Source organism: Enterobacter cloacae complex sp. 342H5 (assembly GCF_050030905.1).
Lineage (GTDB): Bacteria > Pseudomonadota > Gammaproteobacteria > Enterobacterales > Enterobacteriaceae > Enterobacter > Enterobacter intestinihominis.
Genome location: NZ_JBLGVB010000001.1, coordinates 1,798,132 through 1,823,276, shown reverse-complemented (window position 1 = coordinate 1,823,276; position 25,145 = coordinate 1,798,132). Strand labels below are relative to the sequence as shown.

Here is a 25,145-nt window from a genome sequence, read left to right as displayed (position 1 = left end):
TGATATGCCCCAATACTGTTGGTATATCCCCAAGAGACCCTGACATAGCCATGCCTGAACACTATCGTTTTTTCTTGCCTGTAAAAGCAGGTGACCAACGCCAGCTGGGCGAACTGACAGGCGCGGCCTGCGCCACGCTGGTGGCGGAAATTGCCGAGCGCCATCCGGGGCCGGTGGTGCTGGTTGCCCCGGACATGCAAAACGCCCTGCGCCTGCACGACGAAATTCGTCAGTTCACCGACAGTCTGGTATTCAGCCTGGCCGACTGGGAAACGCTTCCCTACGACAGTTTCTCTCCGCACCAGGAGATCATCTCCTCACGCCTGTCGACGCTGTATCAGCTCCCCACCATGCAGCGCGGCGTGCTGATTGTGCCGGTGAATACCCTGATGCAGCGCGTCTGTCCGCACAGCTATTTGCACGGCCATGCGCTGGTGATGAAAAAAGGCCAGCGCCTGTCGCGCGATGCCCTGCGCGTGCAGCTTGACGGAGCCGGTTACCGTCATGTCGATCAGGTGATGGAGCACGGCGAATACGCGACGCGCGGTGCGCTGCTGGATCTCTATCCAATGGGCAGCGACCAGCCGTATCGTCTGGATTTCTTCGATGATGAGATCGACAGCCTGCGCGTGTTCGACGCCGACACCCAGCGCACGCTGGAGGAAGTGGACTCCATTAATCTGCTGCCCGCCCATGAGTTCCCGACGGATAAAACCGCCATCGAACTGTTCCGCAGCCAGTGGCGCGACAGGTTCGATGTGAAACGTGATGCCGAACATATCTACCAGCAGGTCAGCAAAGGCACCCTTCCGGCCGGGATCGAGTACTGGCAGCCCCTGTTCTTTAACGAACCGCTGCCGGCGCTGTTCAGCTACTTCCCGGCCAATACGCTGATTGTTAACACCGGGGATATCGACGCCAGCGCCAGCCGCTTTGAAAGCGAAACGCGCGCCCGCTTTGAAAACCGGGGCGTTGACCCGATGCGTCCGCTGCTGCCGCCGGAAATGCTGTGGCTGCGTACCGACGAGCTCAACGCCGAGCTAAAACGCTGGCCGCGTATGCAACTCAAAACCGATTCGCTTGCCGATAAGGCGGCGAACACCAATCTCGCGTTCCGGACGCTGCCCGATCTGGCCGTCCAGGCGCAGCAGAAATCCCCGCTCGATAACCTGCGCAAGTTTCTTGATTCCTTCACCGGGCCAGTGGTGTTCTCCGTTGAGAGTGAGGGTCGTCGTGAAGCGCTGGGCGAACTACTAGGGCGGATCAAAGTTGCACCGAAGCGCATTCATCGCCTGAGCGAAGCGACCGGAAATGGTCGTTACCTGATGATCGGCTCCGCCGAACACGGATTTATTGATACGCTCAATAACCTGGCCTTGATTTGTGAAAGCGACCTGCTGGGCGAGCGCGTGGCACGCCGTCGTCAGGACAGCCGTCGCACCATCAACCCGGACACCCTGATCCGCAACCTGGCCGAACTGCACCCCGGTCAGCCGATCGTTCACCTGGAACACGGTGTGGGTCGCTATCAGGGAATGACCACCCTCGAAGCAGGCGGCATCAAAGGTGAATACCTGATGCTGACCTACGCGAACGACGCCAAACTGTACGTGCCAGTGTCGTCCCTGCACCTTATCAGCCGCTACGCCGGTGGCGCGGAAGATAACGCGCCGCTGCATAAGCTGGGCGGCGACGCCTGGTCACGCGCGCGGCAGAAGGCGGCGGAAAAAGTGCGCGACGTGGCCGCCGAGCTGCTGGACATTTACGCCCAGCGTGCGGCCAAAGAGGGTTATGCGTTTAAGCATGATAAAGAGCAGTACCAGCTGTTCTGCGACAGCTTCCCGTTTGAAACTACGCCGGATCAGGCTCAGGCCATAAATGCCGTGCTGAGCGACATGTGCCAGCCGCTGGCGATGGATCGCTTAGTCTGCGGCGACGTGGGCTTCGGTAAAACCGAGGTAGCAATGCGTGCCGCTTTCCTGGCGGTGGAAAACAACAAGCAGGTGGCGGTACTGGTGCCGACTACCCTCCTCGCCCAGCAGCACTTCGACAACTTCCGCGACCGCTTCGCCAACTGGCCGGTACGCATTGAGATGCTGTCGCGTTTCCGCAGCGCCAAAGAGCAGACGCAAATCCTGGAACAGGCAAGCGAAGGCAAAATTGACATTCTGATCGGCACCCACAAGCTGCTGCAAAGCGACGTGAAGTGGAAAGATCTGGGGCTGCTGATCGTCGATGAAGAGCACCGCTTTGGGGTGCGCCACAAAGAGCGCATCAAAGCGATGCGCGCCGACGTCGACATTCTGACCCTGACCGCCACGCCGATCCCGCGCACCCTGAATATGGCGATGAGCGGCATGCGCGATCTGTCGATTATTGCCACCCCGCCGGCGCGCCGTCTGGCGGTGAAAACCTTTGTTCGCGAGTACGACAATCTGGTGGTTCGCGAGGCGATCCTGCGTGAAGTGCTGCGCGGCGGCCAGGTATATTACCTGTATAACGACGTTGAAAACATTCAGAAAGCCGCCGACAGGCTGGCAGAGCTGGTGCCGGAAGCGCGCATCGCCATTGGTCACGGCCAGATGCGCGAGCGCGAGCTGGAGCGGGTGATGAACGACTTCCACCATCAGCGTTTCAACGTGCTGGTATGTACCACCATCATTGAGACCGGGATCGACATTCCGACGGCGAACACCATCATCATCGAACGCGCGGATCACTTCGGCCTGGCCCAGCTGCATCAGCTGCGCGGGCGCGTCGGGCGTTCGCACCATCAGGCCTACGCGTGGCTGCTGACGCCGCATCCGAAGGCGATGACCACCGACGCGCAAAAGCGTCTGGAAGCTATCGCCTCGCTGGAAGATCTGGGTGCTGGCTTTGCGCTGGCGACGCACGACCTGGAGATCCGCGGCGCCGGTGAGTTGTTGGGTGAAGACCAGAGCGGCTCCATGGAAACCATCGGTTTCTCTCTGTATATGGAGCTGCTGGAAAATGCCGTCGACGCGCTTAAAGCCGGACGTGAACCGTCTCTGGAAGATCTCACCAGCCAGCAGACCGAAGTGGAACTGCGCATGCCTTCCCTGTTGCCGGATGATTTTATTCCTGACGTGAATACCCGTCTGTCGTTCTACAAACGCATTGCCAGCGCGAAAAGCGAAGGCGAGCTGGAAGAGATTAAAGTCGAACTGATTGACCGTTTTGGGATATTGCCCGATGCGGCGCGCAACCTGCTGGATATTGCCCACCTGCGTCAGCAGGCGCAGAAGCTGGGCATTCGCAAGCTTGAAGGCAACGAGAAAGGCGGCGTAATTGAGTTTGCCGAGAAGAACCACGTCGATCCGATGTGGCTGATTGGCCTTCTGCAAAAACAGCCGCAGCATTTCCGTCTTGATGGCCCGACGCGTCTGAAATTTACTCAGGATCTGACGGAACGTAAAATCCGCATGGACTGGGTGCGTAACTTTATGCGTCAGTTGGAAGAGAACGCCATCGCATAACGGTTTCCCCCGCCAGCGCCCGGCTGGTGGGGGACAATTTACAAACTCTTTGCACTTCGCCCGATCTTCCCGACCATACATTCGCCATAATTATCATTAACGCCTTATAAAACAATAACCTTATCATTTGTATGGATTATGATAATGATGATTTCTTCGCGTTTTACCCGCTGGTTAACTGTGGTTGCGCTGGCCGCGACGGTTGCCGTCGCGCTCCCTGCTCGCGCCAATACCTGGCCTCTTCCGCCCGCCGGCAGCAACGTCGTAGGTGAAAACCGCTTTCACGTGGTTGAAAACGATGGCGGTTCGCTGGAAGCGATTGCTAAAAAATATAACGTCGGGTTCCTGGCGCTGTTGCAGGCCAACCCGGGCGTAGATCCCTATGTGCCCCGGGCGGGCAGCGTACTGACGATTCCGCTGCAAACCATCCTGCCGGACGCGCCGCGTCAGGGGATTGTGATAAACCTCGCCGAGCTGCGTCTTTACTATTACCCGCCGGGGAAAAATGAAGTAACCGTCTACCCTATCGGCATCGGCCAGCTGGGAGGCGATACGCTCACGCCGACCATGGTGACCACCGTCTCCGACAAGCGCGCTAATCCAACCTGGACTCCGACGGCAAACATCCGCGCCCGCTATAAGGCACAGGGTATCGATCTCCCTGCCGTGGTTCCCGCGGGCCCGGATAATCCGATGGGGCACCATGCCATTCGCCTGGCGGCCTACGGTGGGGTTTATCTTCTGCACGGAACGAATGCGGATTTTGGGATCGGGATGCGCGTCAGCTCCGGCTGCATTCGCCTGCGCGATGACGACATCAAAACGCTCTACCGCGTGATCGCCCCTGGCACGAAAGTGAATATCATCAATACGCCGATTAAAGTGTCTGAAGAGCCGGGTGGCGTCCGTCTGGTTGAGATCCACCAGCCGCTATCGAAAAACATTAATGACGATCCGCAGACGCTGCCGATTAATCTGAATGCCTCGATGGTGAGCTTTAAAACGAATGCAAACACCGATGGCGCAGTGATGGAGCGGGCGATGGAAGCGCGCTCCGGGATGCCAACCGATGTCACGCGGCATCATGAGGTTGCTCAGCAGTCAATGTAAACGGTAATAACGACAAACGCCCTGCATTAGCAGGGCGTTTTTTTTGCAGTGGCATAACGGAGGGTTGCGTTACGCTTATTTGTAGATAACTGCGGTACCGTGCAGGGTGTTAGGACCGGTCACAGAGGTGATGCGGAATGATTTCGCACCCATTTCGTCAGCTTTTTGTGCCAGCTGATCTTCCAGAGAGCCGAGGTTAGTCCCGGCAGTGGCAGAGATGGTACCGACTTTCTGCTGGTCTGCTGGAGTGGATTGCACTTCAACAGCAGCGAAGCTTGCGAAAGAGAGTGAACTCAGAACGGCGGCAGCGATGAGGGTTTTAACGTTTTTCATGATTTTATACCTTTGGGCAGATGATGTAGTGGTCGTTAGTTATTTAGTTAACGATCGATAGGTAAATGATAGATGTGATCCAGGTCACACGTCAACCCATTTTTATAATGGTCGTTAAATTAATTTCATTTTCCTTATATTTCATAAAGATAAAATTAAATTATTTTTAAGAAATCACCGCTGGTCGTCGCAGACGTTTATTTTTATAATGACTATTCAACAAAACAACAGAGGACCAACGGCACATGACAACCGATGTCACGCGTTGCGCAAAGAAAAGCCGTGGCCGACCAAAAGTGTTCGACAGGGATGCGGCGCTCGATAAGGCCATGACGCTCTTCTGGCAGCATGGGTATGAAGCCACGTCGCTCTCCGACCTGGTGGAAGCAACGGGCGCGAAAGCCCCTACCCTGTACGCAGAGTTCACCAACAAAGAAGGCTTATTCCGGGCCGTTCTGGACAGATACATCTCGCGCTTCGCGGCAAAACACGAAGCCCAGCTATTCTGTGAAGAAAAAACGGTTGAGCAGGCATTGCAGGATTATTTCTGCGCAGTCGCAACCTGCTTTACCAGTAAAGACACGCCCGCGGGCTGTTTTATGATCAACACCTCCGCGACCCTCGCGGCATCGTCGAAAGAGATTGCCAACACGGTCAAATCGCGCCATGCGATGCAGGAGGAGACGCTCAGCACGTTTCTGGCTCAACGCCAGCAGCGCGGTGAAATTCCGGTGCATTGCCGTCCGCAGGAGCTGGCCCAGTATCTGAGCTGTATTCTACAGGGGATGTCCATCAGCGCCCGTGAAGGCGCGACGCTGGAAAAACTGCAGGGGATTACGCAAATAACGCTGCGCCTGTGGCCTGAACTTCTTAAACTCTGACGCAAAAAAAAGCTCCTCAGCCTGAGCGCATGAGGAGCTAAGTTCAGAGAACATCTTTTTTACACTTTGTTATTCAGTATCAGCTGACCATTGCTGTCGAGAGGGATCTGCGTACCAGGATCTTTATCCATGCGGATTTTGCCCTGCTGATCGCCAATTTTGTAGGTTACGTCGTAGCCCAACATTTTTTCAGACTTGTCATATACGGTTTTACAGCGCTGCTGCGTTGTGGTGTAGGTATCATTTTCCTGCATCGCGCCCTGCACCTGGTTACCGGCATAACCGCCACCCAGCGCACCAACCACCGTCGCGACATCCTTACCACGGCCGCCACCAAACTGATGACCAATCACCCCACCAGCAACCGCGCCCAGCACGGAGCCAGCGATACGGTTTTCATCCTGAACCGGACGACGATGGGTGACAGAAACATTACGGCACTCCTGACGAGGCGTCTTGACCGTCTCTTTGATCGGTGTAGCGGAAACCACCTGCGCATACTGCGGGCCACGATCAAGTACGTTCAGACTGGCAACGGCAGCCACACCTAACGCAGCTGCGACGCCAATCCCTATACCCGCCAACATTGATTTATTCACGGGACTTCCTCCTTTGTTGCAATTGGTAGCAATTTTGCAGCGCAATAAACGCTTCGCCAATAAGATAAAGGATCAAAATCAGGGTTGTTGGCCGGGACAACGTGGGATTAAGAGAACTCTTAAGCGTCAGGAGGGAAATGCACAGCATGATGTGCTAAGAATTCCCTCCGGAGGGCCCGGAGGGAGAGAGAAATTAGTGCAGCTTCAGGCGTGGACGGATCACGCGGTTGATGCGGCCAACCAGCATCATCAGGCCGGTTTTGAAGTAGCCGTGCAGCGCAATCTGGTGCATACGGTACAGAGAAATGTACACGAAGCGGGCGATGCGCCCTTCCACCATCATGGAGCCGCGCATCAGGTTACCCATCAGGCTGCCCACGGTGGAGAAGTTTGAGAGCGACACCAGAGAGCCGTGGTCTTTGTAGACATAGGCTTTCATCGGTTTGCCTTTTATCTGCGCCAGGATGTTATGCAGCACGAGGCTTGCCATCTGGTGCGCAGCCTGAGCGCGAGGCGGTACAAATCCGCCTTCCGGACGTGCGCAGGAGGCACAGTCGCCGATGGCGAAGATGTCCGGATCGCGCGTGGTTTGCAGCGTCGGCTCTGTCACCAGCTGGTTAATGCGGTTTGTCTCCAGCCCACCGATATCTTTCATGAAATCAGGCGCTTTGATCCCCGCAGCCCAGACCATCAGGTCGGCCTGGATGTACTCGCCGTCTTTGGTATGCAGGCCGCCCTCATCCGCGCTGGTCACCATGGTCTGGGTCAGCACGCGCACGCCCAGTTTGGTCAGCTCGTTGTGCGCCGCGCCGGAAATACGCGGCGGAAGCGCAGGCAGAATGCGTTCACCTGCTTCCACCAGCGTCACATTCAGCGCTTCGTTAGTCAGCCCTTTGTAGCCGTAGCTGTGCAGCTGTTTGACCGCATTGTGCAACTCCGCCGATAATTCAACGCCCGTTGCGCCGCCGCCCACGATAGCAATGTTGACCTTGCCGTTAGCACCCATGTTGTTGGTGTACTTCAGGAACAGGTTAAGCATCTCCTGATGGAAACGACGCGCCTGATGCGGGTTATCCAGGAAGATGCAGTGCTCTTTTACGCCTGGGGTGTTGAAATCATTGGAGGTACTGCCCAGGGCCATCACCAGCGTGTCATAGGCCAGCTTGCGCTCAGGAACCAGCAACTCGCCTTTATCATCACGCAGCTCAGCCAGCGTGATGGTTTTGTTTTCACGATTGATATCCACCACCGAACCCAGCTGGAACTGGAAGTGGTGGTTACGCGCATGCGCCAGATAGCTGAGCGCATCCACGCCCTCATCCAGCGACCCGGTCGCCACTTCGTGCAGTAACGGCTTCCACAGATGGCTGTGGTTACGATCCACCAGCGTGATTTTGGCTTTCTTACCGCGACCCAGTTTCTTACCCAGCTGCGTCGCCAGCTCCAGTCCGCCAGCACCACCGCCGACAATCACTATCTTTTTCAATGGCGTAGTCAACGTGACCCCCTCAAATTATTAACCAATTGTTAATTAAAAGTTATATAAATAACCCTTAATTAACAACAGGTTACTGCGCTGAAACCATTCAGATTCATTGAGAATAGCACGTCAGGCGCATTGGTCATACCAAAATTGATATGCATCAAGTTTTGATGGTTTAAAAGTAGACAACTCTGACAAAAAAGAGGCCCGGCACGCTTTCACGTACCGGGCCTTTGTCATGTTCAGGGAGTTCAGCCCAGCGTCTTAAAGGCCTTAATACGCTGCAAGTGCGGGGAAATATTTTTGAACTTGTGGGTCTGCTCTTCATCCCAGACAATTTCGTAGTAATGATGCAGAAGTTCGGCAGCGCGGGAGCTGTCCAGCGCTTCATCGTTGCGGGAGAGGATCGCCAGACACCGGTCGCGGTTCTTTTCGCGGAAATTGCTCACGCATTTTGTTGCGATATCGGCGTACTCTTCCGGACGGTCAATCTTGCCTTCCATGTTTTCGTTTGGAAACAGGTTAGGATTAAAAATGACCTGACGGATATCGCACAAAAAACCGATGCGCTCTGCCCAGTATCCCCCCAACCCCACGCCGCAGATCAGCGGACGATCGTCGATATTGAGCTGCAACATTTTGTCCACTTCTTTAAGCAGATGCTGCATGTCATGTTTCGGATGACGCGTGCTGTAACTGATCAGCCGGACATCCGGATCGATAAACTGCAATTGCAGCACTTTCTCATGATTACCAGGACTGTTTGAGTCAAAACCGTGTAAATAAATGATCATCGTCTCACCACGCTACGCCTTCCGGGATGAATTAAAGGGCTGCTTTATGTGCCTGCCAGCGCTCGTTCAGGGCTTCAAGCCGGGCGTTTACCGATTTCCAGCGCGCCGAGTCCATCAGCTCCTGACGACTAAATGAACCTTTATGATACAATTGTGTAACACGTTCAGCATTGATCGGCGACAGGTTATCCAGCACGCTCACCGCCCCTTTACGATTATTGCAGACGAGGATCATATCGCAACCTGCATCCAGCGAAGCCTGCCCACGTTCGGCATAGCTTCCCATGATCGCCGCCCCTTCCATGGATAAATCGTCAGAGAAAATAACGCCATTGAAGCCCAACTCCTGACGCAGCACGGTTTTAAGCCAGTGCGGAGAGCCGCTGGCCGGACGCGGATCAACGTCACTGTAGATGACGTGCGCAGGCATAATAGCGTCCAGCTTGTTATCGGTAATCAGCGAGCGGAAAACAGACATATCTTTAGCGCGAATGTCTGCTTCCGGGCGCGGATCGCGCGGGGTTTCTTTATGGGAATCCGCCGTCACCGCCCCGTGGCCAGGGAAATGTTTGCCGGTGGTTTTCATGCCCGCATCGTGCATACCGTCAATGAAGCGCGTCGCCATTGCCAGCGCGATACGTGGATCGTCATGATACGAACGCTCACCAATTGCCGCGCTAATGTGTCCTACGTCCAGCACCGGGGCGAAGCTGATATCGATATCCATGGCGATCATCTCGCTGGCCATCAGCCAGCCTGCGTCCTGCGCCAGTTGACCGCCCTCTTCAGTACCCAGCAGCGCAGCAAAAGATTGTGCGGCGGGTAAACGGGTAAACCCTTCGCGGAAACGCTGCACGCGTCCACCTTCCTGGTCGACGGCCACCACCAGGCGATTGCGTGACGCCGCGCGGATCTGGCGAACCAGCTCGCGCAACTGCGCCGGATCGTGATAATTGCGGGTGAAAAGAATCAGCCCCCCTACCAGCGGGTGCGCCAGAATTTCGCGCTCTTCCGCATCCAGCTCAAACCCCTCAACATCCAACATTACTGGACCCACACCAACCTCTCTTATCCTTTCGTTTGTAACTGGCGCCAGGCATCATCTGCCAGCGCAATAAATTGTTCGTCATCTGTTTGCTGAAAGCGCATTTCAAACCAGCCCGCCATGAGCATGATTACCCATGGTCGCCAGCGCGCGACCTGCCGCGCAAGGGTGAGTACATTTATGTTGGCGTTTCGGGCATAGGCGGTTATCAGCTGCACGCGCGAAGCCTCATCAGGCATCCAGACCGCAGCGAGTTCAAGCGCCACGTCACCGTCCCCGGCATATTCCCAGTCGATAAGTTTCTCGCCCGCCGTGGTATGAACGATATTCCCCGCATGGACATCCATATGCAGCGGCGCCAGACGTAACGCCTTCGGCTCTCCCGCTTTACGCAGCCGCTTAAGCTGCGCCAGCCAGAAGGGCGTGCGTCGTCCAGGCGCAGCCTGCTGCCAATAGCTATCCAGTAATGGAAGTAACGTCACCTGCCAGCCCAGACGCGGCTGTCGATGCAGATGATACAGCATGGCTGCCAGCGTGGGCGTATCGGGAAGCTCGCTTTTGATCTCACCCGCAATAAACGCCACTGCCATCCAGTCCCTGATAAAGAGATGAGGTTTCGGGGCAAGGTCGGCGGGAAGGCGCTTCAGGGCGCGGAACTGGCGACGAAAATGGGCGGCAGGCGCGGCGGCATCGTGATGCTGACGTAAAACCAGCCGATGGTCGCCACGCTCAATAATGCAACTCGCGCCGCCAAGCCCGACGGGGGCTTGCGGCGCGATAACACGGTACTGGGGGAAATAACGCGTCAGGACATCCTGACGCGTGCGCTTATTGTTGCGTAACGGCACCTTTACCTGACCAGATAATTTCGCCGGTTTGAACCAGCATTAACTGCATCTGCAACGACGGCGTGTTCACGTTGCCTGTCGCGTTAGAATAAAGGACATACTGCGCGCCAACGTTGCGGGCGATACCAATCGCTTTACTGCGCGAACCCAGGCTGTCCTGAGGCGACAGACCAAGCTGTTGCTTGGCGACCGCGAGCTGCTGGGCTGAGACCAGCGTAAATTTACCGTTGTTTGCCAGCGCGTTGCGCAGGGTTTCCGTCGCTTCTCCCGCATTCAGGGAACCGTTTGTACGGTTGTTCACGCTGTCCACCAGCAGCACACTGCCAGGCGTAACGCCCTGTGCCTGCAACATTTTGCCCACCATCGGCTGCATCGCGCCGTTCCAGTCATAGTGCCGCACTCGCGGCGCAGGCTGCGCGGTATCGTCCGGATGTTCGATCGGGCCAGGCTGCGCAGGAATAGTCGGTACAGACGGCACGGTTGGAACAGGTTGCGCCGGTGTGGTCGGCTGTTCCGTTCCCGGCTTCGCCTGATCCACCGGTGCAGGTTCTTCCGTTCGCGTCACACAGCCTGCCAGAAAGAGTGCGAACGCACTCAGGAGCGCATAACGGCTCATTGTTTTAATCAAGGTTCACTCCTTACAAATAAAGATAAAGTCTCACCTTATGTGCACCCAGATAACTGGCGCTGCCGTAGAGCGTGACCGACGATCTTGCCGGGACCGTCACGCTACGCGGCGCCTCAAGCGGGTGCATCTCAAGACCTCTCACGTCATACCAGTAGAAGCGATAATGCACCGTCACTGGCTCTTGCCTTTCGTTATAGAGCGTAGAGGAGGCAGAAGACTGGATTTCGCTTATGGTCAACGAAGGATTTTCCGCCGTGATGCCCGCAGCAAGCACTGAGGACTCCATCACCAGCGTCTGTTCTTCACTGACCGGGATGGCGGGACGCGCGCTGCACCCAACCATAACCAGCGTCACGATCAGCGCTGCAATACGCCCAGTTAACATATTAAAGACCTTTATGTGCCAGCATCGGTCCCAGTGGACGTCCACCCAGAAGATGCATATGAATATGATAGACTTCCTGGCCGCCATGGCGATTACAGTTCATGATCAAACGGTATCCATCTTCAGCAATCCCTTCCTGCTCAGCAATTTTCGCGGCCACCGTAAGCATACGGCCCAGCGCCACTTCATGCTCGGTTTTAACGTCATTGACGGTCGGAATCAGAATATTGGGAATAATAAGGATGTGCGTCGGCGCCTGGGGAGAAATGTCGCGGAAAGCCGTGACCAGTTCATCCTGATAGACAATATCCGACGGAATTTCCCGGCGGATAATTTTACTGAAAATCGTTTCTTCAGCCATGACCTTTTCCTTTTATGTTTAATCTGGCGTCGTGCGTCCGTTGTTAACACACATTGTCTGTTTTACTGTGTGACACAACACAAGAGTATGAGCGAGTTTCTCCTGTCCTTTCAACCTTCTCCCGTTATTTCTTTCCTGATTATCGCCCATCTGGGTGAAGAGGCATCGCTTTAGGACATTTCTTTTCTGAAACCTGATTTCAGTTCATCCCGAAACATCTGTTTACAGCGTTAATCACAATGCGTATATTTCGCATTTGCATTTTCATGCGCATTTTTAACATAGAAAACGACGTCAGCCCGTGCTAGCGGGACTGTCGCGCACTACCTTCACCATTCACTAAGGGTTTGATGATGTCTTTCATTAATCACACCAGGGATGGGCAACGTCAGCCTGCCGCAACACCTTCGTTGCTGGCCGCCTGCATTGCTATGGCATTGACGCCAACCACCGCTTTCGCTGCTTCAACAGCCGAAGATACCGTCGTCGTTGATGGGGGTTTTGATAACACACAGGATCTTTCTGCCAGCCAGGATCAGGATTACAGCGTAAAAACCACCACCACCGGCACCAAACTGTTGCTGGTTCCCCGCGACATCCCACAGTCCGTCAGCGTTATCAGCCAGCAACGTATGGCTGACCAGAATCTGCAATCCATCGGCCAGGTGCTGACGAACACCACGGGCATCACGGCGCAGGTGCAGGACAGCGATCGTACCGTATTTTACTCACGCGGATTTTTCGTCAGCAACTACGCCTATGACGACCTTCCAACGTCCATCAGTGAAGTGTGGAACTTTGGTGATACCGCCGCCGATACCGCAATTTATGACCGCATTGAAGTGGTCCGCGGCGCCACAGGCCTGATGTCCGGGACGGGCAACCCGGCGGCGTACGTTAATATGGTGCGCAAGCATGCGGACAGCCAGGAATTTAAAGGCAACGTTTCCGCCAGCTACGGCAGCTGGGACAAGCAGCGTTACGTGCTGGATCTCCAGGCGCCGCTGGTGGAATCAGGTAAGGTACGGGGTCGTCTGATCACGGGTTATCAGGACAACGACAGCTTCGTGGATAACTACCACTACCGGAAGAAATTCCTCTACGGCGTGATGGATGCAGATGTTACCGACAGCACGACCCTCTCTGTAGGGTATGAGTATCAGGAAAGCCATACCGCCGACCCAACCTGGGGCGGGCTGCCGACCTGGTACAGCGACGGAAGTAAGACCAACTACAATCGCAGCCAGACCGTCGCGCCTGACTGGGCCTATTCAGATAAAGACAGCACCCGCATCTTCGCTAACCTGACCCAGCGTTTCGATAATGGCTGGGAAGCGCACATCAACGGCATGCATGCTGAAACCAACTTTGACTCTAAGCTGATGTATATGTCCGGTTATCCGGATAAAGAGACCGGCGCTGGCCTGGTGGGTTACGGCGGCTGGAACCGCGGGGAACGTAAACAGGATGCGGTCGATGCCTTCCTGCGCGGCGGCTTCGATCTCTTTGGCCGTCAGCACGAGATGATGTTCGGCGGCAGCTTTAGCCGTCAGCGTAACCATTACGACAACACCATGCCGGATGCAGTATACGGCATGGTTGATGTCGGCAACTTTAAGAACTGGAACGGGAACATTGCCGATCCGCAGTGGACGCCGTGGAAACTCTACAGCAAGGATGATATTCGCCAGTCTTCAGCCTATTCCTCTGCGCGTTTCTCACTCGCCGATCCGTTGCACCTGATCCTGGGGGCGCGTTACACCCAATACAACATTCGCTATAACCCCGCTGGTTCGCCGAATACACGTCTGGAAAGCACCAAAGATGATGTCACGCCGTATGCCGGCCTGGTGTATGACATCAATGAGGACTGGTCGACCTACGTCAGCTATACCTCTATCTTCCAGCCGCAGGATAAGCGCAATGCCAGTGGACGTTATCTCGACCCTACCACGGGTAAAAGCTACGAAGCCGGGGTGAAGGCAGACTGGTTTAATACCCGCCTCACCACCTCGCTGGCGATTTTCCGCATTGAGCAGGATAACGTGGCCAGCAACACGTATACCTACATGCCGAGCGGTGAGTCGATTTATGAATCGCTGGACGGGGTGGTCAGCAAAGGGGTCGAGTTTGAGCTCAACGGTGCACTGACCGATAACTGGCAGCTGACCTTTGGCGCGACGCGTTACATTGCAGAAGATAAGAATGGCAACGCTGTCAGCTCCGATCAGCCGCGCACAACCATGAAGTTGTTCACTCGTTATCAACTGCCAATGCTGCCGGAACTGACCGTGGGCGGTGGCGTAAACTGGCAGAACAAAGTGTGGACGGACGTGGAAGGCGGTCCGGCAGGACGTTCCCGCGCGGAGCAAGGCAGCTATGGGCTGGTGAACCTGTTCAGTCGCTATCAGGTCACCAAAGACTTTGCTGTTCAGGCTAACGTCAACAACCTGTTCGACAAAGAGTATTACGACTACGTCGGATCGTATGTAGTGTATGGCGCGCCACTGAACGTTTCGGTTAGCGCGAGCTACGACTTCTGAGTATTAAGCCCGGTGGCGCTGCGCTTACCGGGCCTACCCATCACGTAGGCCGGGTAAGGCGCAGCCGCCACCCGGCCCCCCAAACCGAGTAATAAAAAAGGCAGCCATTCGGCTGCCTTAGTCTCCCCAGATCACAGCTTAGTTGTTGCGGATGTACTCATCCATTTCGGTTTTCAGGTTATCGGATTTCGTTCCGAAGATTGCCTGAACACCAGAACCTGCAACAACGACGCCTGCTGCGCCCAGTTTTTTCAGACCCGGCTGGTCGACTTTCGCAACGTCGGCAACGCTCACACGCAGACGAGTGATACACGCGTCCAGGTTAGTGATGTTCTCTTTACCGCCGAAAGCAGCAACCAGAGCAGGTGCCATTTCGCTGGTCACACCGGCTTTGCTGTCTTCCGTTGCATCTTCACGACCCGGCGTTTTCAGGTCCAGTGCTTTGATCAGCACGCGGAAGACGGTGTAGTACACCACTGCGTAGCCCGCACCCACGATAGGGAACAGCCACAGCTTGCTGCTGTTACCGGACAGAACGATGAAGTCGATCAGGCCGTGAGAGAAGGACGTACCGTCACGCATACCCAGCAGGATACAGATTGGGAATGCCAGACCTGCCAGTACCGCGTGGATGATGTACAGGATCGGCGCAACGAACATGAAGGAGAACTCGATCGGCTCGGTGATACCGGTCAGGAACGAGGTCAGCGCTGCGGAGATCATGATACCGCCCACTTTTGCACGGTTCTCTGGTTTAGCAGAGTGCCAGATAGCAATTGCAGCGGCCGGCAGACCGTACATTTTGAACAGGAAGCCACCAGACAGTTTACCTGCCGTTGGGTCGCCCGCCATGTAGCGTGGGATGTCGCCGTGGAACACCTGACCTGCTGCGTTGGTGTATTCACCAATCTGCATCTGGAATGGAACGTTCCAGATGTGGTGCAGACCAAATGGTACCAGGCAGCGCTCAATGAAGCCGTAGATACCGAACGCCACAACCGGGTTCTGGTAAGCTGCCCACTGAGAGAAGGTCTGGATTGCCGTACCGATTGGTGGCCAGATGAAGGACAGGACCACACCGGTGAAAATCGCGGCCAGACCAGAAATGATCGGCACAAAACGTTTACCCGCGAAGAAGCCCAGATACTCAGGCAGCTTGATGCGATAGAAGCGGTTAAACATATACGCTGCAATCGCACCGGAGATGATACCACCGAGAACACCGGTGTCCGCCAGGTGCTTAGCGGCAATCTCTTCAGCAGGTAAATGCAGTACCAGCGGCGCAACCACAGCCATGGTTTTCACCATGATGCCGTAAGCAACAACGGACGCCAGAGCGGAAACACCGTCGTTATTGGTGAAGCCCAGAGCAACACCGATAGCGAAGATCAGCGGCATGTTAGCAAAAACAGAACCGCCTGCTTCGGCCATCACGTGGGAAACTACGGCTGGCAGCCAGCTGAAGTTTGCAGAACCGACACCCAGCAGGATACCTGCGATAGGCAGTACGGATACTGGCAGCATCAGCGATTTACCGACCTTTTGCAGGTTAGCAAATGCATTCTTAAACATAATTGAGAGTGCTCCTGAGTATTTGTGCTTTTTTTTACGTTTTCACGCATTGGCCCGGGGGGAGTACCGCGCCGTGGACAGGACATCTAAGCGCCCTTTATTTATTACACAGAGTAAAATAATTCCCTCTGAGTTTGTTTGACGGCTATCACGTTTCAGTTCAAGACGGCCAAAAAACTTGCAGATATTTACATAAAGCATGTCTGGATGTGTCTAAAAACGCCATCACCGCCCCGAATGAGGCGGTGAACTTTACTCGCTTTACTTATTAATTACGAGCCTAAAAATAACAGGTGTATCAGACAGATTGCAGGCGGGCGGGGTCAATATGGAACAGGCTGGCGAAGTTTTCCGTTGTCACGCGAGCCAGTTCTTCAATACTGACACCTTTCAGAACGGCCATATACTCAGCGACATCCCGGGTCATCGCTGGCTGGTTCTCTTTGCCACGATGAGGCACCGGCGCCAGGTACGGGGAATCGGTTTCCACCAGAATACGATCCAGCGGAACATAGCGCGCCGCATCACGCAGTTGCTCAGCATTACGGAACGTGACAATTCCCGAGAACGAGATATAAAAGCCCAAATCAAGCAGCTTACCCGCCGTTTCTCTGTCTTCTGTGAAACAGTGTAGTACGCCACCGCAATCCGTCACCTTTTCTTCCCGCAGGATACCCAGCGTGTCGGCGCGCGCATCTCGGGTGTGAACGATAACCGGCTTATTCAGTTCCCGGCCAATGCGGATGTGGTTACGGAAGGATTCCTGCTGGCGAGGTTTCGTTTCCGGAGTGTAGAAATAGTCCAGGCCGGTCTCGCCCATCGCCACTACGCCCTCTTCTGCGGCAAGACGGCGTAAATCCTCAACGTCGTACGCTTCATCCTGATTCAGCGGATGCACGCCGCAGGAGAAGACGACATTATCGCGCTCGCCTACCAGTTCACGCATGGAGCGGTAACCCGGCAACGTGGTTGCCACGGCCAGGCAAAATTTCACATCGCGCGCGGCGGCTTTCGCCAGCACGTCGTCCACATTTTTATGCAGGGATTGATAATCCAGGCCATCGAGATGGCAGTGTGAGTCGACTAAAAACATAATGTCTCTCTCAGAGGTGGGAAACCGGCGGTATGACGCCCGGTTACAGGTAGTGTTCAATACGCAGTAACTGGTCGGTCAGTAAAAGCTCGCGATTGAGACCGGTTACCGTCAAAAGTTGTTCACGACTCTGGCAGATATCATGAAGGATAGCGTGCAGCGACTGCCCTGACAGGCGATTCGCCAGCGTGGTGACCAGCGCCCACACGTCAGGGTTAGTCAGAAGCGTAGCCCCCTGCTGAATTTTGAGCGCATCCAGCAGTAGTGCGGCCAGCCAGTGCAGCCGTTCCGGAGCCTGATCGCTGTTCAGCGCTGGCAGCACGCTCAGCCAGTCATGGCTGTCGAGGGCTGATTCAACCGCACGACACAGCGTTTCACGCTGGGACCACACCTCGGGCTGTAATAAGGCCAGCGCAGCCGCAGGCGCACCGCTGCACAGGCGCAACGCTGAGAGCGCCGCGTCCTGTGACACCGTCACTTCCCGCTCAAGCCAGGCGAGTGCCCAGGATTCCTGAGGGACAGCAAGGTGGTGAAGACGGCAGCGACTGCGCAGCGTCGCCAGCAAGCGTTCCGGCTCGCGGCAGGAGAGGAAAAACCAGGTGTTTTCTGGCGGCTCTTCCAGGGTTTTTAACAGCGCGTTGGCTGCGGCTTCCGTGAGCAGCGCGGCATCTTTCAGCCACACCACTTTCGCCCCCCCCAGACGCGCATATTCGTACAGTTTCTCACTTACCTCACGCACCGCGTCGATACCGAGCGTATTTTTGCCCTTCTCAGGTTCGAGGGTGTAATAGTCAGGATGCGTGCCCGCCTGCATGAGCTGGCAACCCCGACACTTACCACAGCTTTTATGTCCTTCCGGATGTTGGCACATCAGAAAGCGGGTTATGGCGTAAATCAACGCATCATCACCCATTCCCGGCAGCGCCTGGATCAGTAACGCATGATGCCCCCGACCAACCTGATAGCTGCCGATCAGCTGTTCAAAGTGTGGGCGCAACCATGGATACCATTTCATGCCTGCTGCTCCTGTAGCCACTGCGTAACGGTCTGCTGAATATCACATGTAACGTCTTCAAGGGATTGCGTCGCATCGATGGTACGAATGGTCTTGTCCTGCCCGGCCAGTTCCAGATAACGCGCACGGGTGCGGTTAAAGAAATCAAAAGACTCCTGTTCAATGCGGTCCAGTTCGCCGCGGGCACGGGCGCGCTTCAGGCCCACCTCAGGGGTCACGTCCAGATACAGCGTCAGGTCAGGACGGAAATCGCCCAGAACCGCGTCGCGAAGCGTAGCCAGCATGGCCTGATTGATACCCCGTCCACCGCCCTGATACGCCTGGGTTGAGAGATCGTGGCGATCGCCAATCACCCATTTGCCTTCTGCCAGAGCGGGTTTGATCACCGTCTCCACCAGCTGAACGCGCGCCGCATAGAACATCAGCACTTCCGCTTTGTCGGTAATAACTTCATCGCCAACGGATTTGATATCCAGAACCAGGCTGCGCAGTTTTTCCGCCAGCTGCGTACCGCCCGGCTCGCGGGTGAAGACCATGTCGGCGACGCCAAGCGATTTCAGCGTATCCACCACCACGTTACGGGCGGTGGTTTTGCCCGCCCCTTCGAGTCCCTCAATGACAATGTATTTACTGCGCATTTTTTTCCTTAAGTGCCTTCAGATAGTCCTGAACGGAGCGATTGTGACTGGCCAGGTTGGTATTGAACGTATGCCCCCCTTTTCCGTCAGCCACAAAATAGAGATACGGCGTTTTGGCCGGGTGCGCGGCGGCCTTCAACGATGCTTCACTCGGCGTCGCAATCGGTCCAGGCGGCAGGCCGCTAATCACGTAGGTATTATACGCCGTTGGCGTTTCCAGATCTTTTCTGGAAATCCTGCCGTTGTAGTTTTCGCCCATCCCGTAGATGACGGTAGGATCGGTTTGCAAACGCATGCCGATGCGCAGACGGTTAATAAACACCGAGGCAACCTGGTCACGTTCGGCAGCAACGGCCGTCTCTTTCTCGATGATCGAGGCCATCGTCATGAACTGGTTTTGATCTTTATAAGGCAGCCCCTCTGATCGCCCTTTCCACGCAGCGTCTACCGCCGCGACCATTTTGTTGTGCGCGCGCTTCAGAATTGCCACATCCGTCGTGCCTGCCGTATACATCCACGTATCGGGCCAGAACCAGCCTTCCACCCACTCGGGATGTTCGAATTTTAAGGCGTCTGCCACGGTCTGGTAGCGGTCATCTTTCAGCGTATGCTTGATGTACGGCGCGTCACGCAGTTGCCTGAGATAATCGCTCAGACGCATACCTTCCACAAAACGCAATGGGAACTGGGCTTCTTTACCACTCTCCAGCAGTTTCAGCATCTCGCGCACGGTCATGCCAGGGGTGAAACGATAGGTACCGGCCTTGAAATGGGACAGGTCCGGCTGAATACGCAGCAGCCACTGGAATACGCGTGGACGATTGATAATTTTGTCGTCATACAGCTGCTGACCAAGCGCCTGCCGCCCGGTCCCCGCTTTCAGGGTAAAAATCGTCTCGTCTTTAATCAGGATCTGACTTTCAGCCAGCTGACGGACTTTCCACACTCCCGCTCCGCCAGCGATTCCGAACGCAACGATAAGAAGGAGGACAAAGCGTAACATTTTCTTCATGACTACCTGGTTTGCTCACATAACGGGGCCAGAAACTGGAACAGCTCGCGGGATGACCAGCACTTGCGGTCATAAGCGCGAACGGGGACAACGGGCATCAGCGCATTGCAGATAACAACTTCTTCGGCAGCCAGCAGCGCCTCTTCCTTAGCGTTAACTTCGACAACGCGAAAGCCTGCGCGTGCCAGCTGTTGCAAACAAAATTGCCGCATAATGCCGTTGACTCCGGCCTGCTCCAGCGAAGGCGTGAATACGTCACTGCCCTTCCGCCAGAGTAAATTAGCCGCACAGCATTCCGTAATGTACCCTTCGCTGTCAAGAACCAGCGCCTCCCCGGCCTCCGTCTGCTCAAGATGAGTACGAACAAGCACCTGTTCAAGACGGTTTAGATGTTTTATGCCAGCGAGCATCGGGTTTCGCCCCAGACGTACCGGGCTAAGCGCCAGGACTACGCCCTCTTCACGCCAGTGCGCGTAATGGGAAGGATAATCTGAAACGGAAAGGATCCGCGCAGGATGCTGGCAGGCAGAACCGCTATAGCCCCGACCACCGCTGCCGCGGCTGATAATGACTTTCAGGACGCCGCTTGCTTTATGTGACGCCAGCCGACGCATTTCACTTTCAAGAATGTCCCACTGCGAGAAGGGGATCAGTAATGCTTCGCAGGCTTTTTGTAAACGAAGGATATGGGCCCCGAGCAGGCACACGCCACCGTCGAGAATACGCGCGGTCGTGAAACAGCCATCGCCAAACTGGGTCGCCCTGTCGCTTGCCGGCAGCATTTCTTGCTCAAGGCCATTAATTAAAAACATAGTGGCTCCTCATGCATGGAGGCTCAGTCTGGCAGGATGTGGGTAGCCGGACAAGGGGATATCACCTAATAAAAAAGGCCCGGCAAGCGGACCTTTATTATCGTCAGCGACTAACCAGACTCAGACCTTTTTGAAGATCAGAGAACCGTTAGTCCCACCGAAGCCGAAGGAGTTACACAGGGTGTACTCCATACCGCTAACCTGGCGCGCTTCGTGGGGAACGAAGTCCAGATCACAACCTTCATCTGGATTATCCAGGTTGATGGTTGGCGGTACAGCCTGATCGCGCAGCGCGAGAATAGAGTAGATTGATTCTACTGCACCCGCCGCACCCAGGAGGTGACCGGTCATGGATTTCGTGGAGCTCACCAGTACACGGCTGGCAGATTCGCCGAAGATAGACTTAACCGCCTGCGCTTCTGCTTTATCGCCCGCAGGGGTAGATGTCCCGTGCGCGTTAACGTAGCCAATCTGTGCCGGCGTAATGCCCGCATCACGGATGGCATTTTCCATCGCCAGCGCAGCACCTGCGCCGTTCTCTGGAGGAGACGTCATGTGGTAAGCATCGCTGCTCATGCCAAAGCCAACAACTTCAGCATAAATTTTCGCGCCACGTTTTTTCGCGTGTTCGTACTCTTCCAGTACGATCATGCCTGCACCGTCACCCAGCACGAAACCATCACGGTCTTTATCCCACGGACGGCTCGCCGCCTGAGGATTATCGTTTCGGGTAGAGAGCGCTCGCGCTGCACCGAAGCCACCGACGCCCAGCGGGGTACTGGCTTTTTCAGCACCGCCCGCAACCATAGCATCTGCATCGCCGTACGCGATGATACGCGCGGCCTGGCCGATGTTATGCACGCCAGACGTACAGGCTGTCGCGATTGAGATGCTTGGGCCACGCAGGCCGAACATAATGGTCAGGTGACCTGCCACCATGTTTACAATCGTAGACGGAACGAAGAACGGGCTGATTTTACGCGGACCGCCATTCACCAGAGATGTATGGTTTTCCTCGATCAGGCCAAGACCGCCAATCCCGGAGCCGATAGCAGCGCCGATACGGGTAGCGTTCTCTTCCGTAATCTCAAGGCCAGAATCCTGCATGGCCTGAACGCCAGCGACAATTCCATATTGAATGAAGGCATCCATCTTGCGCTGTTCTTTGCGCGAGATGATCTCTTCACAGTTAAAATCCTTTACTAAGCCAGCAAATTTCGTTGCATAGGCGCTAGTATCGAAATGGTCGATTAGGCTGATGCCGCTCTGACCGGCAAGGAGAGCTTTCCAGGTGGACTCTACGGTATTGCCGACAGGAGACAACATGCCAAGTCCGGTCACAACTACACGACGCTTAGACACGTTTGTCCTCCAGGGAGGGATAAAAAAAGAGATTCGTGGGACTACAAAAGATAAAACTCAGGCGGTCGAATGACCGCCTGGAGATGTTCACTTACGCCTGGTGACCGTTGATGTAATCAATGGCAGCCTGAACGGTGGTGATTTTCTCAGCTTCTTCGTCCGGAATCTCAGTATCAAACTCTTCTTCCAGAGCCATTACCAGCTCAACGGTGTCAAGAGAATCTGCGCCCAGGTCTTCAACAAAGGAAGCGGAGTTCACAACTTCTTCCTGCTTAACGCCCAGCTGTTCGCCGATAATTTTCTTAACGCGTTCTTCGATAGTGCTCATACTCTTAAATTTCCTATCAAAACTCGCTTTCGCGATGGTTTTCGTAGTGTATAAAATGTTGAAAAATTTGCAACTAAATCCCGGCAGGTCTTACCACGATTTTACGTTATTTTGAGGCCATTTGCCCAAATAACGCAAATATTTTCGATCGTGATTAAACCATGTACATCCCGCCGTTGACGTGGAGGGTTTCACCAGTGATGTAACCCGCTTCGTCAGAGGCTAAAAATGCAACCGCGCTGGCGATTTCTTTAGGGTCGCCAAGACGACCCGCTGGAACTGCCGCCAGCGTACCCGCACGCTGATCATCGGTCAGCGCACGCGTCATGTCCGTTTCAATAAAGCCCGGAGCAACAACGTTTACAGTAATTCCGCGGGACGCGACTTCGCGCGCCAGCGACTTACTGAAACCGATCAGACCTGCTTTCGCCGCAGCGTAGTTAGCCTGACCAGCATTTCCCATGGTACCAACCACAGAACCTACAGTGATAATACGTCCATGACGCTTTTTCATCATAGCGCGCATTACCGCTTTTGACAGACGGAATACCGATGACAGGTTGGTTTCGATAATATCGTTCCACTCATCATCTTTCATTCGCATCAACAGGTTGTCGCGAGTGATCCCGGCATTATTGACCAGAATATCCACTTCGCCAAACTCTGCGCGAATATTTTCCAGAACAGATTCGATAGATGCTGGTTCAGTCACATTCAGTACCAGACCTTTACCGTTCGCACCCAGATACTCGCTGATGGCCTGTGCGCCATTCTCGCTGGTCGCAGTCCCGATCACCGTCGCGCCGCGCGCAACCAGTGTTTCAGCAATAGCACGCCCGATACCGCGGCTTGCGCCGGTCACCAGGGCAATTTTTCCTTCAAAACTCATGGTATTCCTCTTTTATTGCGAGAGTGCCGCTTTCATTGCTTCCGGCTCGTTAATCGCCGAGGCAGTCAGGGTATCTACAATACGTTTTGTCAGACCGGTAAGTACCTTACCTGGACCGACTTCATACAGATGTTCAACGCCCTGAGACGCCATAAATTCAACGGTTTTGGTCCACTGAACTGGGCTGTAGAGCTGGCGAACCAGCGCGTTACGGATAGACTCCGGCGCGGTTTCGCACTTCACATCGACGTTATTCACAACGGAAATCGTCGGTGCGTTAAAGGTCATTTTTTCCAGCTCAACCGCCAGTTTATCGGCAGCGGGCTTCATCAGCGCACAGTGAGACGGCACGCTCACCGGCAGCGGCAGTGCACGTTTTGCACCCGCAGCTTTACAGGCAGCGCCTGCACGCTCAACCGCTTCTTTATGACCCGCGATAACTACCTGGCCTGGCGAGTTAAAGTTTACCGGAGAAACGACCTGACCTTCAGCAGATTCTTCACAGGCTTTAGCAATAGAAGCATCATCCAGACCGATGATGGCAGACATGCCGCCCGTGCCTTCTGGCACCGCTTCCTGCATAAACTTACCACGCAATTCAACCAGACGGACCGCGTCAGCGAAGGCAATCACCCCTGCGCAGACCAGCGCAGAGTATTCACCCAGGCTATGACCCGCCATCAGCGCCGGCGTTTTGCCGCCCTGCTGCTGCCATACGCGCCACAATGCGACGGAGGCTGCCAGCAGTGCCGGTTGAGTCTGCCAGGTTTTGTTCAGCTCTTCAGCTGGGCCCTGCTGGGTCAGCGCCCACAGATCATAACCCAGCGCGTCAGAAGCTTCACGGAAAGTCTCTTCAATAACCGGATAGTTTGCTGCCATTTCAGACAACATCCCAACAGTTTGTGAGCCCTGTCCCGGGAACACAAAAGCAAATTGCGTCATTTTTTAATCCTTATCCTAGAAACGAACCAGCGCGGAACCCCAGGTGAACCCACCACCAAAGGCTTCAAGCAAGACCAGTTGGCCCCGTTTAATTCGTCCATCGCGTACCGCTTCGTCAAATGCGCACGGTACCGATGCCGCAGAGGTGTTGCCGTGGCGATCAAGCGTCACCACAACGTTATCCATAGACATGCCCAACTTCTTCGCCGTCGCGCTGATAATACGCAGGTTAGCCTGATGCGGTACCAGCCAGTCGAGTGCGGCGCGATCCAGATTGTTCGCTTCCAGCGTCTCATCAACAATGTGAGCGAGTTCGGTCACGGCCACCTTGAACACTTCATTACCCGCCATTGTCAGGTAAATCGAACTGTCCGGATTAACGCGATCGGCGTTAGGCAGCGTTAACAGCTCGCCGTAGCGACCGTCAGCGTGCAGGTGCGTGGAGATGATGCCTGGTTCTTCGGACTGCCCCAGCAGCACCGCGCCCGCGCCATCGCCAAAAATAATGATTGTGCCGCGATCGGTTGGATCGCAGGTACGCGCCAGCACATCAGCACCGATCACCAGCGCATATTTTACGGCACCCGATTTAACATACTGATCGGCGATGCTCAGCGCATAGGTGAAACCCGCGCACGCCGCTGCAACATCAAATGCCGGGCAGCCTTTGATGCCGAGCATGTTCTGCACCTGGCACGCTGCGCTTGGGAAGGCATGCGTGGCAGATGTTGTCGCCACCACAATAAGCCCGATCTGTTCTTTATCAATGCCAGCCATCTCAAGCGCTCGCTGAGCGGCTTCGTAGCCCATGGTGGACACAGTTTCGTCTGGCGCGGCGATACGACGTTCACGGATACCTGTGCGCGTGACAATCCACTCGTCAGACGTATCTACCATTTTTTCAAGATCGGCGTTGGTACGCACTTGTTTTGGCAGGTAGCTGCCGGTACCTAAAATCTTCGTATACATGTACGC

At 55.1% G+C, this 25,145-nt stretch carries 24 protein-coding genes; 4 read left to right on the top strand and 20 right to left on the bottom strand.

What is annotated here, in order from left to right; translation table 11 throughout:
• The first annotated feature begins 50 nt into the window (after positions 1-50).
• Both mfd and ldtC read left to right on the top strand, forming a co-directional pair.
• Positions 51-3,497, top strand: coding sequence for a transcription-repair coupling factor (gene mfd / locus ACQG03_RS08765; RefSeq protein ID WP_063163630.1), 3,447 nt, complete (start codon positions 51-53; stop codon positions 3,495-3,497).
• A gap of 144 nt (positions 3,498-3,641) precedes the next feature.
• Positions 3,642-4,607: a L,D-transpeptidase LdtC gene (gene ldtC / locus ACQG03_RS08760; protein WP_023299804.1), complete on the top strand. Its 966-nt coding sequence runs from the start codon at positions 3,642-3,644 to the stop codon at positions 4,605-4,607.
• Between the two features lie 75 nt (positions 4,608-4,682).
• On the opposite strand, the gene bhsA is transcribed toward ldtC, so the two are convergent.
• Positions 4,683-4,940, bottom strand: a complete 258-nt coding sequence (gene bhsA / locus ACQG03_RS08755) for a multiple stress resistance protein BhsA (RefSeq protein WP_006809234.1) — start codon at positions 4,938-4,940, stop codon at positions 4,683-4,685.
• 245 nt (positions 4,941-5,185) lie between these two features.
• Here bhsA and ACQG03_RS08750 point away from each other — a divergent pair, with 245 nt between their 5' ends.
• Positions 5,186-5,821: a TetR/AcrR family transcriptional regulator gene (locus tag ACQG03_RS08750; RefSeq protein WP_063163631.1), complete on the top strand. Its 636-nt coding sequence runs from the start codon at positions 5,186-5,188 to the stop codon at positions 5,819-5,821.
• Positions 5,822-5,880: 59 nt separating this feature from the next.
• Here the strand turns inward: ACQG03_RS08750 and ACQG03_RS08745 are convergent, their stop codons facing one another.
• The 8 genes from ACQG03_RS08745 to hinT all read right to left on the bottom strand — a co-directional run bounded on the left by ACQG03_RS08745 (position 5,881) and on the right by hinT (position 11,964).
• On the bottom strand, positions 5,881-6,420 hold the full coding sequence (locus ACQG03_RS08745; RefSeq protein WP_017384715.1) for a glycine zipper 2TM domain-containing protein: 540 nt from the start codon (positions 6,418-6,420) through the stop codon (positions 5,881-5,883).
• 193 nt (positions 6,421-6,613) lie between these two features.
• A complete protein-coding gene (locus ACQG03_RS08740; protein WP_022650789.1) occupies positions 6,614-7,918 on the bottom strand; it encodes an NAD(P)/FAD-dependent oxidoreductase in 1,305 nt (434 codons plus the stop codon).
• Positions 7,919-8,154: 236 nt separating this feature from the next.
• Entirely contained in the window at positions 8,155-8,697 is a 543-nt protein-coding gene (ycfP, locus tag ACQG03_RS08735; protein ID WP_022647750.1) for an alpha/beta hydrolase YcfP, read from the bottom strand.
• A 31-nt stretch (positions 8,698-8,728) separates the two neighbouring features.
• On the bottom strand, positions 8,729-9,754 hold the full coding sequence (gene nagZ / locus ACQG03_RS08730) for a beta-N-acetylhexosaminidase (RefSeq protein ID WP_063163632.1): 1,026 nt from the start codon (positions 9,752-9,754) through the stop codon (positions 8,729-8,731).
• Positions 9,755-9,765: 11 nt separating this feature from the next.
• Positions 9,766-10,590, bottom strand: coding sequence for a thiamine kinase (gene thiK / locus ACQG03_RS08725; protein ID WP_063163633.1), 825 nt, complete (start codon positions 10,588-10,590; stop codon positions 9,766-9,768).
• The gene (gene lpoB / locus ACQG03_RS08720) at positions 10,571-11,215 is read right to left on the bottom strand and encodes a penicillin-binding protein activator LpoB (RefSeq protein ID WP_085929697.1); all 645 of its coding nucleotides are present in this window, start codon (positions 11,213-11,215) and stop codon (positions 10,571-10,573) included. Before lpoB ends, thiK begins: the two co-directional genes overlap by 20 nt.
• Before the next feature lie 13 nt (positions 11,216-11,228).
• Complete coding sequence (locus tag ACQG03_RS08715) at positions 11,229-11,603, bottom strand: YcfL family protein (RefSeq protein WP_022647747.1); 375 nt, start codon at positions 11,601-11,603, stop codon at positions 11,229-11,231.
• Position 11,604: 1 nt separating this feature from the next.
• Positions 11,605-11,964: a purine nucleoside phosphoramidase gene (gene hinT / locus ACQG03_RS08710; RefSeq protein WP_006809243.1), complete on the bottom strand. Its 360-nt coding sequence runs from the start codon at positions 11,962-11,964 to the stop codon at positions 11,605-11,607.
• Positions 11,965-12,317: 353 nt separating this feature from the next.
• Between hinT and fhuE the strand changes: the two genes are divergently transcribed.
• Entirely contained in the window at positions 12,318-14,507 is a 2,190-nt protein-coding gene (gene fhuE, locus ACQG03_RS08705) for a ferric-rhodotorulic acid/ferric-coprogen receptor FhuE (protein ID WP_032622149.1), read from the top strand.
• A 138-nt stretch (positions 14,508-14,645) separates the two neighbouring features.
• Here fhuE and ptsG read toward each other — a convergent pair whose 3' ends face one another.
• From ptsG to ACQG03_RS08650, 11 genes are all read right to left on the bottom strand, one after another.
• Positions 14,646-16,079: a PTS glucose transporter subunit IIBC gene (gene ptsG, locus ACQG03_RS08700; RefSeq protein ID WP_006809245.1), complete on the bottom strand. Its 1,434-nt coding sequence runs from the start codon at positions 16,077-16,079 to the stop codon at positions 14,646-14,648.
• Between the two features lie 298 nt (positions 16,080-16,377).
• The gene (locus ACQG03_RS08695) at positions 16,378-17,172 is read right to left on the bottom strand and encodes a metal-dependent hydrolase (protein WP_023299800.1); all 795 of its coding nucleotides are present in this window, start codon (positions 17,170-17,172) and stop codon (positions 16,378-16,380) included.
• Positions 17,173-17,215: 43 nt separating this feature from the next.
• Complete coding sequence (gene holB, locus ACQG03_RS08690) at positions 17,216-18,187, bottom strand: DNA polymerase III subunit delta' (RefSeq protein WP_063163634.1); 972 nt, start codon at positions 18,185-18,187, stop codon at positions 17,216-17,218.
• A complete protein-coding gene (gene tmk / locus ACQG03_RS08685; protein ID WP_063163635.1) occupies positions 18,184-18,825 on the bottom strand; it encodes a dTMP kinase in 642 nt (213 codons plus the stop codon). Before tmk ends, holB begins: the two co-directional genes overlap by 4 nt.
• Positions 18,815-19,837, bottom strand: coding sequence for a cell division protein YceG (gene yceG / locus ACQG03_RS08680; protein WP_063163636.1), 1,023 nt, complete (start codon positions 19,835-19,837; stop codon positions 18,815-18,817). Before yceG ends, tmk begins: the two co-directional genes overlap by 11 nt.
• A 2-nt stretch (positions 19,838-19,839) precedes the next feature.
• The gene (gene pabC / locus ACQG03_RS08675) at positions 19,840-20,649 is read right to left on the bottom strand and encodes an aminodeoxychorismate lyase (RefSeq protein ID WP_063163637.1); all 810 of its coding nucleotides are present in this window, start codon (positions 20,647-20,649) and stop codon (positions 19,840-19,842) included.
• A 120-nt stretch (positions 20,650-20,769) separates the two neighbouring features.
• Positions 20,770-22,011 carry a beta-ketoacyl-ACP synthase II gene (fabF, locus tag ACQG03_RS08670; RefSeq protein ID WP_022647740.1) on the bottom strand — a complete coding sequence of 414 codons (1,242 nt, stop codon included), beginning with the start codon at positions 22,009-22,011 and terminating at the stop codon, positions 20,770-20,772.
• Between the two features lie 91 nt (positions 22,012-22,102).
• The gene (gene acpP, locus ACQG03_RS08665) at positions 22,103-22,339 is read right to left on the bottom strand and encodes an acyl carrier protein (protein WP_003857954.1); all 237 of its coding nucleotides are present in this window, start codon (positions 22,337-22,339) and stop codon (positions 22,103-22,105) included.
• 154 nt (positions 22,340-22,493) lie between these two features.
• Entirely contained in the window at positions 22,494-23,228 is a 735-nt protein-coding gene (gene fabG, locus ACQG03_RS08660; protein WP_022647739.1) for a 3-oxoacyl-ACP reductase FabG, read from the bottom strand.
• Between the two features lie 12 nt (positions 23,229-23,240).
• Positions 23,241-24,170, bottom strand: coding sequence for an ACP S-malonyltransferase (gene fabD / locus ACQG03_RS08655; RefSeq protein WP_063163638.1), 930 nt, complete (start codon positions 24,168-24,170; stop codon positions 23,241-23,243).
• A 15-nt stretch (positions 24,171-24,185) separates the two neighbouring features.
• Positions 24,186-25,139: a beta-ketoacyl-ACP synthase III gene (locus tag ACQG03_RS08650; RefSeq protein ID WP_003857960.1), complete on the bottom strand. Its 954-nt coding sequence runs from the start codon at positions 25,137-25,139 to the stop codon at positions 24,186-24,188.
• Positions 25,140-25,145 lie beyond the last annotated feature (6 nt).